This is a genomic window from Photobacterium sp. 1_MG-2023 (assembly GCF_030547945.1).
In the GTDB taxonomy this organism is placed as follows: Bacteria; Pseudomonadota; Gammaproteobacteria; order Enterobacterales; family Vibrionaceae; genus Photobacterium.
On record NZ_JAUORR010000002.1, the window covers coordinates 31,107 to 44,080 of the forward strand.

Here is a 12,974-nt window from a genome sequence, read left to right on the forward strand (position 1 = left end):
ACCCGTTTTATATGCTTCAAAAACTGATGCACAGGGTACATGCACTGACACTAATATCAACACAGTTCAATAGCTATGCGATGCATAGCACAGGATTACATATGGTAACACATTTGTAATCATTTGATTAAAAATCACCAAGCTGCAAATAAATAAATTACAATTAATCGAATATTTTTAACTTAACAGCATCTGGCATTGATCACTAACCAGCCACAATGGTTAAGGTTTAACCCATCTTGTTGGTTTTCGATTTAATTCTGTTTTCTTACTTAGGAAATACCGAGACAGACACCTTAAACAAGCCCTGTGAGCAGGGCATTTGAAAGGAATGGAAAAGAAAGACAATTTTGGTCGTGCGTTGAAAAAGCTAGCCGCTAGTTCTTTGCTGCTGCCTCTTGTTGCGAATGCAGGCTATACGCTTGAAGAAGCTTATCAGGAAGTCAATCAGCAAACAGAGCGTTGCCTGAAAATGAAAAATCGACCAGTCGATGCGATTCAGGATACCTGGTTTGATTCGCTCAGTTCTGAGCAGAAACGAGCGGTTCTTTTTGAACTGTCCAAAAGGGCTATGGACCGCTTCACATTAGAAAAGAGAGAAAAATACTCTTGGGCTCTCGTGAAGCAGGCCGGATAAACCGGTGCTCTGAACAGCCTGAAAGATTGGATTTTGCTGAATGCTTCAATTGAAGGCAAAGCGCAAAGCATTGTGAAATCACTGCCGGAAGAAGAACTCAATCGGTTGTCTTTATCGGATGACTTTTACTATCCGTTTGTTCCAGTGTCTTTGAGAAACGAACTCATTTCTGAGTAAGTTATTCCCTGATTTACTGAAATAGTCCCAGAATATTTCTGGGACTATTTTTGCTGGATATAGGAGTTTATCTTATTTAAGTTTTTTAAGGCTATGTAATACCGGGCCGGAATTGAACCGGCACAACGCGAACGTCGAGGGATTTTATATCCGGTAGAAAGTTCCTTTTAATCATAGAGCTAGGAGAAAATTCAGAATATAGACCATATTTTAAGGCATATAATTCAATAAGTTACACGTACCACCAGCCAAATATTGTGAAGAAACACATTGATTAAGTAATGATACCAAAGTAATTCTTGGGTACCGCGGCCAATTTATGGCGAAAAGTACACTAACTTTCGTGATAGGGGGCTTGATATGCGAGAGAGATTTGAAGAAATGATAATATTTATTATTTACAAGTGTATCCGTCCATGGAACTCTAAAGAACAAGTTGCAACGTTAACTTGTCAGACCTAACTAGCTCTGCTGTTAAAACTCATTATTGGTCAATGAACTTCTGATTTATTGATGCTGCTTGAAGAATTTTTCGGCTTTTGCAAAAAGAGAATCACAATGTTTCTTCTGTTTATTATAATCAGCAGTGCCTTCTTTCATGGAATCCAGTAATTCTTTTTCACTTTGGTATTCTTTAACCATCATCTCAAATTTAGCTTCATAACCACTTTTCCTTGCTTTTTTTTGAGGGGTTTCTCGTCTTTTTTTCATTTTCTTCCTTTATGTAGCTCTCAGAATTTAAAAGGGGCACGACTAACTCATATGACATGAATGAAAATAACAAGCTCATTTAGAAGTAATATGACGAAAAAAAATCGAAATATAAATTACAATTTACTTGAACTAAACATCTCATTAATAGTTCATATTTGAGTAATAAGGCACACTATACACCGTTCACTCTAAATAGATAGGAATTTTCTGTTTATTTTTATCTTTCCATACAACAAGGTGAACATAGTTAGCCTTTTCGATAAAGTAAGCCAGCACATCAACCGATTCTAAAGCATCAATTGATAACTATCAAAAGTCTGACCTAACCCCAAAAACAAACAAAACCAAATAAAACAGCAAAAACAATCATTTAACTTAAAATCAACCTAAGATTAAACAGAAAACAAAAATAGTACTGTTCATTTACCAGACAACCTGTATAGTGGGTTCAGCTCTAGCAAAAGAGCTATTCCTAAAAATGAAGTGCAAGCCTGTTCCCAGTTTCCTTTCGATACCTTCGTCTAGCTCCTGCGATAGCTTCTTCTCATTGTTTATCAGTAGCATTTGCTCTAAGTCTAATTATTTTATTTATCAGAGGTATCTATGTCCAACAAAACAACGGGTTCAGTAAAGTGGTTTAACGAAGCAAAAGGTTTTGGCTTCATCTCTCAAGATAATGGTGGTTCAGATGTATTTGTTCATTTCAAATCTATCGTATCTGAAGGATTCAAAACACTTGTTGAAGGCCAGAAAGTGAGCTTTATTCTTGAAGACGGTCAAAAAGGTCCTCAAGCAACAAATGTAACTGCTCTGTAAGTGGCTTAGGTGTCATAAGTCATATGGCACCTATTTTCTCTAACTGAAGTCGTTTTATTACACTCAACAATCAAGGAGTTTTATTGTCTAGAAGAACAAGTCGCCAGCGATATTGGTATAAAAAGCTTTGTAATTTAAACTCACAACGGGGTAAAAACAAGCGTAATAGCCTATTAACCATAGAGTCATCTTCATCGCCACATCAAAAATAATATAGTTCCTACGTTAAAAACCTTAACCTATGCTGTACCTCCGAATCTGAAAACCCAAGGCAGGGATATATGAAAAAAAGTAAAAAAAGCACGCCCAAAAAAGATAAAGAAACCCCTCCTTTAAACGAGCATAAGAAAGCAAACAGCACCAGAAGAAAAATTGAAGATATTCTAGAAAAACGTAACTTTGAAAAGTTATTTGATTTTTAAACACTCTCAAATTTACTGTATTTTTATAGTTCTTGAATAATCATGCCATGTTTATCTCACGGCGGCATAGAGAACTAGATCAAATTTCAATGTAGTGAGCCAGCATCCTCATATCCAACAACATTGCTTTGGAAAAACTGCGGCAGTGTCCCCCTAACCAATGAGGGGTTTGTAATCGAGACTACTTCTCGGTTTACAAGAAATTCGCAACTGCAATCCTGACTCACTAAGTGACAATTCCACCATTTTATTTCGCCAGATGCCGTCTTCCACATCGCCGACCCCTTTCAACGTCAAATGGCCTTCCGCAACCAGATTCATCAGTGAACTGCGCGCTGGCATTGTAATATCCAGCACATCACTCCCCAAACGCACTTGCTTTGCTCTGGCCATGACGGTTGCCTTAGTCTCTTCATAATTTGCGTATTTAAAAACAATCTTGAACTCCGGCTCACCGATTCCGGTTGAAACCTCTTTCGTATCCCCGGTTTCAACATCATGGTAAGCAGAAAATACCAAAACAACCACTTTAAAAAGCCATTCACATGTCTGTCCTGGTCAGGCTACAGCATTTTTGTGATTCACCAAAAGAACGGTGGCCGCTTCACTCGCGACGGATTCAATACCCGCTGGCGCAAAGCGAGAGCCTTGGCAAGAGAAGCAACCGGCTTAGCATTAGACTTCACCTTTCATGATCTAAAAGCCAAAGGCATTAGCGATTATGACGGCAGCTCAAAAGAGAAACAGGCTTTCTCTGGGCACAAAACCGAACGCCAAGTCGCCACCTATGATCGCAGGATTAAAGTCGTTAAAACCATTAGTAAAGCTAATGAGTCTAAGCAGAAAGGCTGATTTATATTAGGAAAAGATATTCGGAAAACATTAGGAAAAGAAAAACGGCTTACAAGCGGTAGCCTGTAAGCCGTTGATTTTGATGGTGCCCCGGGCCGGACTTGAACCGGCACAACGCGAACGTCGAGGGATTTTAAATCCCTTGTGTCTACCAATTCCACCACCAGGGCACGCAATTCTGGATTGCGATGGGTCAGACACCACCTTTGTATCGACAATTGAATCGATACATTCAAAATTTGGAGCGACTCGACTGGATTCAGGCACGAGGTGCCTCGTGTGTCATCGAATCACTTTAAAATTGGAGCGACACACGAGGTTCGAACTCGTGACCTCAACCTTGGCAAGGTTGCGCTCTACCAACTGAGCTAGTGTCGCAAATGGAGGCGCGTCCCGGAGTCGAACCGAGGTCCACGGATTTGCAATCCGCTGCATAGCCACTCTGCCAACGCGCCTTCAACAATCAACCGCTTGAGTTGTTGTTCTGGCTTTCACCATGACCGCTTCGTCGTTTGCCTCCGCTGCGGTACGGGATGCATTCTACGCAAAGGTGAGATCGAGTCAACTGCAAAATTCATCAATTTGAACTGAGTGATTGTTTTACGTCCAAAACCGGTCATTCTTCTCGTTTTTTGCGCATAGCAAGGTGCCGCGCAGGCCAGTTTTTATCGGTGGATGAGGGAGTTAGCGCGAAGACCTGGCGACACGACGGGAAAATTTTTATCAATCATGTCGCGATTTTCCAGATGTTTATGCGAAGAATGATGACCAAGACTTGTCATTCCGCGACAAAAAGCAGAAAATAGCGACCCAGATCACACTTCTCTTTCGTTATGCGTCGTTCTCTGACTTACACTGCTGCCCTGCTGACAACTCTGCTGACGGCCTGTACGCCTGAAAATCGTCAGGGAGCCGATCTGAGCATCCGTTTTCTGACCCTGCTCCCGGTGACTTCAGGTCAACCTCATCTTGCTCAGATCGCCCTGCCCAGCCATGAGGGGATCACCTTTTATTCAGCCCAGAATCCTCAGGTCGAAAGGCAGCCCTTTTCTTATGTCACCGCGATTACGCCGGAAGTCCAGGCGTACCATGATTCAGTGAGTGTGCTGCCTCAGGCCAGCTTTCCGGTTCTGGCCAGTAACATCAATTTCGGCCTGAAGCAAAGCGGCCATGAGGTGTATTCCTACAATGGCTATAAAGGCCGGGCTGATGCCCTGGTGCGGTGGTATGGCGGAACGCGCGTGGCATTTTTGTCGCTGATCAATCCCTACCCCGGGAACGAGCAGCTGCACGAACAGGACCTGATTTTACTGAGAAACAGTGTGGATCGGCTTCAGGTCAGAGGCATCCGGAATATTGTCTTACTCAGCCAGTATCCGTCTGGGCTGTCGCCAAGGCTGCTGACGGAAATCCGAGGGCTTGATGTGGTGATCAGTGCGGGAGCAAGATCTGAAACTACTGTCACCCAACAAGGCTGTCTGGCGCAGTTTCAGCAGTCAGCACTCGATCAGCTTGAACTGAGCTTCAACCCGAATGGCAAAGTAACGCGGTGTCATTTCCAAGCCTGACCATCACCGTTGCTTTTGGTGATGGCTTTGCCGTGGTCATCAAAAAGCCGCTTCTCGATAACTCGATAAGAAGCGGCCTTGTGTCAAGAAACACATGTCCCGGCTTTAGTCGCGAACCAGTTCAACCGCTTCGCGGACCAGACGGCCGATCTCCTCCCAGTTCCCCTGATCAATCAGTGCCGGAGATACCATCCAGGTACCACCGCAGCACAACACACGATCAACCGCCAGATAGTCACGAATGTTTGCTTTGCTGATGCCGCCCGTTGGCATCAGGTTGACGTCCACATAAGGCGCCAGCAGTGACTTCACCATATTGATGCCACCCGACGCTTCAGCCGGAAAGAATTTCAGGAAAGTCAGGCCCAGTTCCAGCGCCTGTTCAATCTGGCTCGGATTATTCACCCCCGGAACCACCAGGATGCCCTTTTCCTGACAGTAACGGACGGTATTCGGATTCAGACCCGGTGCGACGATAAACTCTGCCCCTGCGGCCTGCGCGCTGTCGACCTGCGCCGCATTCAGCACGGTGCCCGCACCAATGCACAGCGTCGGATACGCTTCACGCATCAGGCGAATGGCTTCAGCCGCAGCCTCGGTGCGGAAGGTCACTTCAGCCACCGGCAGACCATTCTCAACCAGAGTTTTTGCCAGCGGCACCGCCTGATCCACATGGTTAATCTGAATTACAGGAATCACTTTGAATTGCTTTACTTTTTCAATCAGGGATTGAGACATGAACGTCGAACTCCTTACATCATCTCTGTCATTGCTTCCGGCGGAATAATGGCGCCCGGATGCTGAATTACTATGGCGGCCAGCTGATGGCCCAGTTCTGCCGATACTGTTGCAGATTCACCGCTCAACCGGCCAGCCAGATATCCGGCTGCAAATGAATCTCCGGCGGCGCAGGTATCAATCACGGTCTGAACCGGATTGGCAGCCACCTGATATGTTTCTGGTCTGGTTTGCAGCCCTGTAGCCACCAGACATGGCAGGCTCCCACGCTTGATGACCACTTCACCACAGCCCAGTTCGCGACAACGTTCAGTCACATCACCCTCTCCCCAGACTTTGTGATCATCATCTTCGGTGATCAGCGCGATATCGACGAAAGGCAAAACCTGCTGATACCAATACTGCGCCTGTTTGGCCGTCCACAGTTGCGGACGGAAGTTGTTATCAAATACAACTTTGCCGCCTTTGGCTTTATGGGTTTCCAGCAGGGTGACCAGAATTGCCTTGGCATCTTCGGCCAGAATTGCCAGGCTGATTCCGCTGATATAAAGCACGTCAAATTCATTGTTTTCAATCGCCCGCTCTAAGGGCGTCACGGCTGCTGCAAAATAGAATTTCGCAGCACTGTCATTCCGCCAGTAATGAAAATGGCGTTCACCATTGGGTTCGGTTTCCACCAGATACAATCCGGGCAGTTTATCATCCAGACGGCGCACTAACCGGGTATCAATATATTCTTCCTGCCACGCAGAAAGCATATCCTGACTGATATTATCCTTACCGAGCGCCGTGGCATAACTGATATCCAGACGACGCCTCCGGCCGAGTCGTGCCAAATACAACGCCGTATTTAAGGTATCTCCACCAAAGGTGCGTCGTAATGGCTGTCCGCTCAGTTCAACCATACATTCACCAAAAAATGCGATTTTCACACAAGTACCCTTCATTCAGACTTTTGACATTCAGGCCGTTATTCCCCCTTATGTCGCCCGTTGATTTCCGGCAATTCACAAAGGTGATCGACTTCTCATTAAAGCGTAATTCATGATGCAGGCCTTGTTTCATCATAAAGGCCTGCATTTTCATTCGTTTTAGCGATTTATTTCGCACAAGCCGTTTCAGGGTTGATGTCCTTCTGAACAGTGTTTTCCATCGCCGCACGTTCCGCATCCAGAACTGCTTTGGCCTGTTCCGGCGTCACCTGATTGGCCGGGGTCATCAGGCTGACCACCACACCCGCAACCAAGGCCGTGAGGACGGAAGGAATACATGGGTTGCCCCAGTATGCAGTCCAGTCTGCATTCAGAATCACGGAGAAAGATGCCGCCGATGCGCCCGCCAGTGTTGCCAGCGCGCCCTGCCAGGTATACCGCTTCCAGAAGCGTCCCAGCATGCCGCAGACGAACATGCCTGACATCACCGTTGAAATCATCTTGGTGATATAACCGATGATATCGTTCGACGTCAGAGCGAACAGCAACGCCATACCAATCACAATCACCAGAGACAGCCGGGAATAAATCACCATATTGTCTTTAGACGGCACCTTGCCGGTGAACAGGACGAACACATCCCGCAGCAGAATTGAAACCCCGGCAATGGCGTCTGAACTGGCGCTCGACATGGTGGCAGACAAACCGGCAATCAGCACAATCATACCAACCCCAACCGGTAAGACTGTGGCTGCGACATAAGGGAAAGCAAAGTTTGCGTTGTTGAGATCCGGGTTGATTGCATGGGCAGACATACCAATCACGGCCGGAATAATGGAGAAGAACAGGTAGAGTACACCGGACATCACGAACGAACGACGAATCGTTTTAACATCCTTACCGGAGTATATGCGCTGACGGAAAGACGGCGTTGCCAGAATCCCGACACCGACCACCGTGGCCAGTGACAGTGCAGGCAAAGCACCCAGCTTCTCGATGCCAAACAGACTGACCGAGGCCGGATCCATCGCTGCATACAGATTTTCCAGACCGCCAATGTGATTGACAGACAGCACGGCCATGAGAATAAAACCAAAGAAGAGCACAACCGCCTGAATCGTATCGGTCCAGACCACAGCGGTGTAACCCCCGATCACCACGTAAATGGTAAAGGCCGCCGCGATAATGATTTTCGCGGTGTTCAGATCAATATCAGCAATCCAGGCAAGATAAAGGCCGCCCCCGAGAATGTGTGCGCCCAGCCAGCCGATACAGGCCACAAAGATCAGGAGACCCACAACATTTTTGACCACCTTATTCGCGCCGACATAATAGGCCAGCTCTTCACTCATGGTCATGAAATTGAGTCGGCGAACCGGTGCAAACCACCAGGCCAGCAGCAAGATTCCCAGCGCACCGCCAACCCCGTACAACGCGCCCGCCCAGCCATTGTTATAGCCAAAGCCAACCGCGCCCATACTGGAACCGGTGCCGACCATGGTGGCAACTGTGGTCCCCAGAACTAGGAACAAAGGCAGGCCTCGGCCACCGAGCAGAAAATCTTCACCTGATTTCTGAGCGCGGGACACATACCAGCCCAACCAGATCATAAACACCACATAAGCACCGAATCCGGTGAGAAAGAATGTACTGTTCATTGCATACCTCTTATAATCCGTTATTGCTTTTATTTGCTTGGGGATAAACAACCTTGGTTATCCCGTGTATGGCTGCTTTTTCATTGAAAGTCAGCCATTTGCTTTTTATGGGCTGGTTCATTGCCAGCCCTTTTTCTATCGCTCCGGCTGTCCATCAGCGCAGCGCTTTGCTTTCATTTCTTGCGATTGTCAGGGATCAGTGTTCGATGTTCCGCGTGTTCACTCAGCGGCGGTCTTCCCGGTAACAAGTGACATCAACTTCAACTTTCACATCGACGACCAAATCACACACCATGCAGATTCGCGCTGGCGGATGCTCACCAAAGAATTCTTTGAACACTTTGTTGAATGACTGAAAATAGCGCGCATCGGTCAGCACAACTTTGACGTGTACGACATCTTCGAGTCCGTAACCGGCTTCTGTCATGATGTCGACACAGTTCTGAATTGCCAGACGGGACTGATCCACAATGCCGCCTTCCACAACTTCCCCGTCGGTCATCGGCGTCTGACCCGAGACATACAGAAACCCGCCCGCCTGTGTTGCCCGTGCAAACGGCAGGTGCTGACCACCAGTCCCGGTTCCGCCTTCCACGCCATAACGAATAATCGACATAATTACTTTCTCCAATTTGAGTGACTACGAATCATTGAGTCAGGACTGATGCCGGGCCAGAAAACGGCCATGGCGCTCCGGGCTGACTCGGCCCGCTTGATAACTGATCTGGCCATTCACCATGACCAGCACGATGCCCTCTGCGGCACAGACCGGATACTGAAAAGTGGCTGCATCGCGAATCGTTTTCGGATCAAACAGCACCAGATCGGCATGCGCGCCTTCGGCAATCACACCCCGGTCTTTCAGACCAAAGCGCTTGGCAGACATCCCCGTCATTTTGTGGACTGCCTGTTCCAGCGAAAAGAGTTTGCGCTCGCGGCTGTAATAACCCAGTACGCGGGGAAATGCGCCCCACAAACGCGGATGCGGATGCGGATCGTTCGGCAGCCCGTCGGAGCCCACCATGGTCAGACGGTATTTGAGGACGCGCTCAACATCCGCTTCATCCATGCAGTGATACACCGCCCCTGCGGGTTGCAGCGCTCTGGCAGCATCCATCAGCGGCAGCGACATCGCTTTGGCAATGTCTTTGAGCATTTTTCCAGCCTGTTCCGGATGCGCTTCCGACCAGGTAATAAAGATATCGATTTCCTCAGTGACCTGGTTCAGATCCAGCGTGGAGGAGCTGGCAGAATACGGATAGCAATCGCAAGCAACATCCTGATGCCCAGCGGCGAATTCCATCTTGTCCAGTACTTCAACGGTTCTGCCCCAGTTCCCGGCACCGGCACATTTGAGATGAGAAATCACCACGGGCACCTTCGCGTGTTTTCCGGTGCGGAAGGCTTCGTCCATGGCATCGAGAATCTGTTCAAACTCCGTGCGCATATGGGTGGTATAAATGCCGTTGAAAGCCGCCAGCTCTTCTGCAAGCGCCATGACTTCTTCGGTCGGTGCCTGTTTTGCCGAGGCATAAGCCAACCCCGAACTCAGCCCTAACGCCCCTTCAGCCATGGCTTGGCTGAGCTGCGCTTTCATCGTCGCAATTTCCTGCGATGTGGCCGGTCGGTACAAATCGTCCATCACGTTATTGCGCAGTGTGGTGTGACCCACCAGCGCCGCCACATTCACGGCCGGTTGTACATCACGCACCGCATCGGCATAGGTCGCAAAGGTCGGGTATTTGAAATCCCACTGTTTGCCGAGCAGGTTCATCGGATCCGGCGGCTCGCCCGCCAGCACAGCCGGTGATGCACTGATGCCGCAATTGCCGACAATCACTGTCGTCACGCCCTGACTGATTTTTGGCAGGCACTCAGGAAAACGAATCACATTGGTATCATCATGGGTATGCACATCAATAAACCCCGGCGCCAGCACCAGATGCTGACCGTCAATGATCTGCGCGGCTTTTGCATCCGCCAGATGTCCAATGGCGGCAATCCGGCCATTGAGCACGGCAACATCCGCTTTGACGGCGGCGGCGCCTGTCCCATCAATCAAACTGACCTGGCGGAATACGGTCTCAAACTGCATGCGTTTTCCTTCTTTTTGCATTCGTGATACCGCCGAGCCTACTGACAGATCGGCGGGTTAATCTCCGAGCGGCTGACGGTCCCCCCCGCCCCGGTGGTTGTCGAGCGCCAGTTTCAGGCGGCGCAGCCGGTCGCGGGAACGACGTTTCTGACTCAGCGCCAATTCCGTCGACAGCACATCAATCAACGCCATCATGGCGTACCGTGATGCAGACGGCTTAAAGATAAAATCGGTTTCATCCGTCACCAGCGGCAACACCACATCGCTGACCTGTGCCAGCGGGGAATCTGGCGCTGTCATCGCAATCACTTTCAGGCCGTACTGTTTGGCAATGGACGCCGGTTCCACCACCTCGGCGGTGTAACCTGTGACCGACAGGGCCACCATGACATCTTTGCTGTCTGCCGTGGAAGCGACCATACGCGCCAGCAGCCCATCGTTGTACGCACTGACCGCAAAACCAATCCGGAACAGGCGGAACTGAAGTTCCTGCGACATGATGGTCGAACCGCCCCCCATGCCCACCGACAGGACCTGCCGGGCATTCAGTAAGATATCGACGGCTTTCGCGACATCGGCTTCATTCACGATTTTCCGGTTGATGTTGATAACGTTCTTAATCGACTCATACACCCCCTGAATACCCGATTCGTTCGGGCTTTCATGAATGAAGCGCTGCCCCACAGCCAGCGATTGCGCCAGCTTCATTTTCAGGTCACGGACATTCCGGCATCCCACGGCTTTGGCAAAGCGGGTAATGGTGGCTTCACTCACACCGGCTTCTTCTGCCAGCGCTGTGATGCTGGCCGTGGCTGCGTTACTTAAATCGTCCACAACCAGGCGGGCGACTTTTTTTTCTGCTTCTCTTAACTGGGGGAAGCACTCGGTAATTCTGGAAACGATGTCCACTTCGATGGTCACGGCTGCCTTTCCTCTATGGAGTGAATCTTAGTGATCGGCACGAAATCAAACAGTGAGAAAACGCACAAATCAACTTGCAATGTTTGATAGTTTCTAACATCGAGAATACTATCAGATCGCCAAAAGCCAGATACGGCAAGGCATAAAGGCTATGTTAGGAGAGTAACCAATGCCTCAAGCAAACAAAAAGCATGTTAATAAATACCAAGAATTCGATCACAAAAACTTTCCTGCAGGCACCAAAGGGGTCTGGGTGGATGAAAAAAGTGAGGGGCGATACAGCCTGATCGAAGAAGAAATCTGTCTGCCTGCTGCCGTGATTCGCGAGACCGCCATCCGCAATAACCTGAACTGGATGCAGCAGTTCGCCAATCATCATCAGGTCAGACTGTCTCCGCACGGCAAAACCACCATGACCCCTGCGCTGTTTTCACAGCAGCTCGACGCAGGGGCCTGGGGGATCACCGTGGCCACACCAGCACAGGCTGAAACCGCAGCCCTTGCCGGTGCCAAGCATATTCTGATGGCGAATCAGCTGGTCGGAAAAGCCAACATGGCCCTGATCGCCCGGCTGATGCGGCAGCATGACGTGTCTTTCTACTGTTGTGTGGATTCCTGCGAAAATGCAGCCCAGCTCAATGACTACTTTACGCAGGCGTCCCTGACGCTGAATGTGCTGATTGAGTACGGGGTGCCGGGCGGGCGCTGCGGTTGCCGCAACCACGCCGAAGTTGAGACGCTGGCGGGGGTGATTCAGGCTGCACAGGGACTGACGCTCCATGGCATCGAAGTCTATGAAGGCGTCATCCATGGTGCAGACGCAGAAGATCAGATTCGCCTGTTCCTGCGCGATGCCGTGATGCTGGTTGAACAACTGGCCGAGAAAAAACTGATTGCCGTGCCCCATCCGATCGTCACGGGCGCAGGCTCGGCCTGGTACGACATTGTTGCGGAAGAGTTTTCTGCTTATCCGCATCTGAATGCCATCATCCGTCCCGGCTGTTACCTGATTCACGACACGGGCATCTATCAGGATGCGCAGCATCAGGTGATGTCCCGCGCCCGAACGAATCAGGGCTATGCCTGTGAACTGGGCGGTGATTTAGCGTCTGCGCTGGAAGTCTGGGCTTATGTACTGTCGATGCCAGAGCCCTGTAAAGCGGTGATTGGTATGGGCAAACGGGACGTTGCTTTCGATGCGGGCCTGCCGATTCCTGAGCGCGCGTTTCGCAACGGCCAGCCGCTTGAGATTCAGGGGGTTGAGGCAACGCAGATCATGGATCAGCATACGTTTGTCAATGTGCCTGCGGGGACGGATCTGAAAGTAGGCGACATGCTGGTGTTTTCAACCTCCCACCCGTGCCTGACGTTCGACAAGTGGCGTTATGTCTGCGTTGCAGATGACAACGACACTGTCAGCCGATTCGTCGACACCCGGTTCTGA

General features: G+C 49.3%; 15 protein-coding genes and 3 tRNA genes. 7 read left to right on the plus strand and 11 right to left on the minus strand.

Features of this window, described 5'->3' with window-relative positions; genetic code table 11:
- Positions 1-331 precede the first annotated feature (331 nt).
- Positions 332-637 carry a hypothetical protein gene (locus Q4579_RS01910; RefSeq protein ID WP_303561210.1) on the plus strand — a complete coding sequence of 102 codons (306 nt, stop codon included), beginning with the start codon at positions 332-334 and terminating at the stop codon, positions 635-637.
- Positions 638-670: 33 nt separating this feature from the next.
- On the plus strand, positions 671-814 hold the full coding sequence (locus Q4579_RS01915) for a hypothetical protein (protein WP_303561211.1): 144 nt from the start codon (positions 671-673) through the stop codon (positions 812-814).
- Between the two features lie 507 nt (positions 815-1,321).
- Here the strand turns inward: Q4579_RS01915 and Q4579_RS01920 are convergent.
- Positions 1,322-1,525, minus strand: coding sequence for a hypothetical protein (locus Q4579_RS01920; RefSeq protein ID WP_303561212.1), 204 nt, complete (start codon positions 1,523-1,525; stop codon positions 1,322-1,324).
- Positions 1,526-2,131: 606 nt separating this feature from the next.
- Between Q4579_RS01920 and Q4579_RS01925 the strand changes: the two genes are divergently transcribed.
- On the plus strand, positions 2,132-2,344 hold the full coding sequence (locus Q4579_RS01925) for a cold-shock protein (protein WP_211645693.1): 213 nt from the start codon (positions 2,132-2,134) through the stop codon (positions 2,342-2,344).
- 281 nt (positions 2,345-2,625) lie between these two features.
- Positions 2,626-2,766, plus strand: coding sequence for an adenosine deaminase (locus Q4579_RS01930; RefSeq protein ID WP_303561217.1), 141 nt, complete (start codon positions 2,626-2,628; stop codon positions 2,764-2,766).
- A gap of 153 nt (positions 2,767-2,919) precedes the next feature.
- Here Q4579_RS01930 and Q4579_RS01935 read toward each other — a convergent pair whose 3' ends face one another.
- Complete coding sequence (locus Q4579_RS01935; protein ID WP_303561219.1) at positions 2,920-3,285, minus strand: hypothetical protein; 366 nt, start codon at positions 3,283-3,285, stop codon at positions 2,920-2,922.
- Between Q4579_RS01935 and Q4579_RS01940 the strand changes: the two genes are divergently transcribed.
- Complete coding sequence (locus Q4579_RS01940) at positions 3,265-3,618, plus strand: hypothetical protein (protein ID WP_303561220.1); 354 nt, start codon at positions 3,265-3,267, stop codon at positions 3,616-3,618. The genes Q4579_RS01935 and Q4579_RS01940 overlap by 21 nt on opposite strands.
- Positions 3,619-3,701: 83 nt before the next feature.
- Here the strand turns inward: Q4579_RS01940 and Q4579_RS01945 are convergent.
- The 3 genes from Q4579_RS01945 to Q4579_RS01955 form a co-directional block, all read right to left on the minus strand.
- Positions 3,702-3,788, minus strand: a tRNA-Leu gene (locus tag Q4579_RS01945).
- A 132-nt stretch (positions 3,789-3,920) separates the two neighbouring features.
- A tRNA-Gly gene (locus Q4579_RS01950) sits at positions 3,921-3,996 on the minus strand.
- 3 nt (positions 3,997-3,999) lie between these two features.
- Positions 4,000-4,073: transfer RNA gene (locus tag Q4579_RS01955), tRNA-Cys, on the minus strand.
- A 378-nt stretch (positions 4,074-4,451) separates the two neighbouring features.
- On the opposite strand from Q4579_RS01955, the gene Q4579_RS01960 reads away from it, so the two are divergent.
- Positions 4,452-5,186: a hypothetical protein gene (locus tag Q4579_RS01960; RefSeq protein WP_303561221.1), complete on the plus strand. Its 735-nt coding sequence runs from the start codon at positions 4,452-4,454 to the stop codon at positions 5,184-5,186.
- Positions 5,187-5,291: 105 nt separating this feature from the next.
- Here the strand turns inward: Q4579_RS01960 and Q4579_RS01965 are convergent, their stop codons facing one another.
- From Q4579_RS01965 to Q4579_RS01990, 6 genes are all read right to left on the minus strand, one after another.
- Positions 5,292-5,924 carry a bifunctional 4-hydroxy-2-oxoglutarate aldolase/2-dehydro-3-deoxy-phosphogluconate aldolase gene (locus Q4579_RS01965; protein WP_303561222.1) on the minus strand — a complete coding sequence of 211 codons (633 nt, stop codon included), beginning with the start codon at positions 5,922-5,924 and terminating at the stop codon, positions 5,292-5,294.
- Positions 5,925-5,938: 14 nt separating this feature from the next.
- On the minus strand, positions 5,939-6,871 hold the full coding sequence (locus Q4579_RS01970) for a sugar kinase (RefSeq protein ID WP_303561223.1): 933 nt from the start codon (positions 6,869-6,871) through the stop codon (positions 5,939-5,941).
- A gap of 152 nt (positions 6,872-7,023) precedes the next feature.
- Entirely contained in the window at positions 7,024-8,514 is a 1,491-nt protein-coding gene (locus Q4579_RS01975) for a sodium:solute symporter family protein (RefSeq protein ID WP_303561225.1), read from the minus strand.
- A gap of 223 nt (positions 8,515-8,737) precedes the next feature.
- Complete coding sequence (locus Q4579_RS01980) at positions 8,738-9,130, minus strand: RidA family protein (RefSeq protein WP_211645712.1); 393 nt, start codon at positions 9,128-9,130, stop codon at positions 8,738-8,740.
- 39 nt (positions 9,131-9,169) lie between these two features.
- A complete protein-coding gene (locus tag Q4579_RS01985; RefSeq protein WP_303561227.1) occupies positions 9,170-10,609 on the minus strand; it encodes an amidohydrolase family protein in 1,440 nt (479 codons plus the stop codon).
- A gap of 57 nt (positions 10,610-10,666) precedes the next feature.
- Complete coding sequence (locus Q4579_RS01990) at positions 10,667-11,530, minus strand: MurR/RpiR family transcriptional regulator (protein ID WP_303561229.1); 864 nt, start codon at positions 11,528-11,530, stop codon at positions 10,667-10,669.
- Between the two features lie 169 nt (positions 11,531-11,699).
- On the opposite strand from Q4579_RS01990, the gene Q4579_RS01995 reads away from it, so the two are divergent.
- On the plus strand, positions 11,700-12,974 hold the full coding sequence (locus Q4579_RS01995; protein ID WP_303561231.1) for an amino acid deaminase: 1,275 nt from the start codon (positions 11,700-11,702) through the stop codon (positions 12,972-12,974).

What these genes read in the sequence shown, in the direction of transcription:
- Q4579_RS01970 (WP_303561223.1), bottom strand. Translation starts at nt 6,871, where the DNA reads ATGAAGGGTACTTGTGTGAAAATCGCATTTTTTGGTGAATGTATGGTT.
- Q4579_RS01925 (WP_211645693.1), top strand. Translation starts at nt 2,132, where the DNA reads ATGTCCAACAAAACAACGGGTTCAGTAAAGTGGTTTAACGAAGCAAAA.
- Q4579_RS01975 (WP_303561225.1), bottom strand. Translation starts at nt 8,514, where the DNA reads ATGAACAGTACATTCTTTCTCACCGGATTCGGTGCTTATGTGGTGTTT.
- Q4579_RS01920 (WP_303561212.1), bottom strand. Translation starts at nt 1,525, where the DNA reads ATGAAAAAAAGACGAGAAACCCCTCAAAAAAAAGCAAGGAAAAGTGGT.
- Q4579_RS01910 (WP_303561210.1), top strand. Translation starts at nt 332, where the DNA reads ATGGAAAAGAAAGACAATTTTGGTCGTGCGTTGAAAAAGCTAGCCGCT.
- Q4579_RS01985 (WP_303561227.1), bottom strand. Translation starts at nt 10,609, where the DNA reads ATGCAGTTTGAGACCGTATTCCGCCAGGTCAGTTTGATTGATGGGACA.
- Q4579_RS01940 (WP_303561220.1), top strand. Translation starts at nt 3,265, where the DNA reads ATGGTAAGCAGAAAATACCAAAACAACCACTTTAAAAAGCCATTCACA.
- Q4579_RS01980 (WP_211645712.1), bottom strand. Translation starts at nt 9,130, where the DNA reads ATGTCGATTATTCGTTATGGCGTGGAAGGCGGAACCGGGACTGGTGGT.
- Q4579_RS01960 (WP_303561221.1), top strand. Translation starts at nt 4,452, where the DNA reads ATGCGTCGTTCTCTGACTTACACTGCTGCCCTGCTGACAACTCTGCTG.
- Q4579_RS01995 (WP_303561231.1), top strand. Translation starts at nt 11,700, where the DNA reads ATGCCTCAAGCAAACAAAAAGCATGTTAATAAATACCAAGAATTCGAT.
- Q4579_RS01930 (WP_303561217.1), top strand. Translation starts at nt 2,626, where the DNA reads ATGAAAAAAAGTAAAAAAAGCACGCCCAAAAAAGATAAAGAAACCCCT.
- Q4579_RS01965 (WP_303561222.1), bottom strand. Translation starts at nt 5,924, where the DNA reads ATGTCTCAATCCCTGATTGAAAAAGTAAAGCAATTCAAAGTGATTCCT.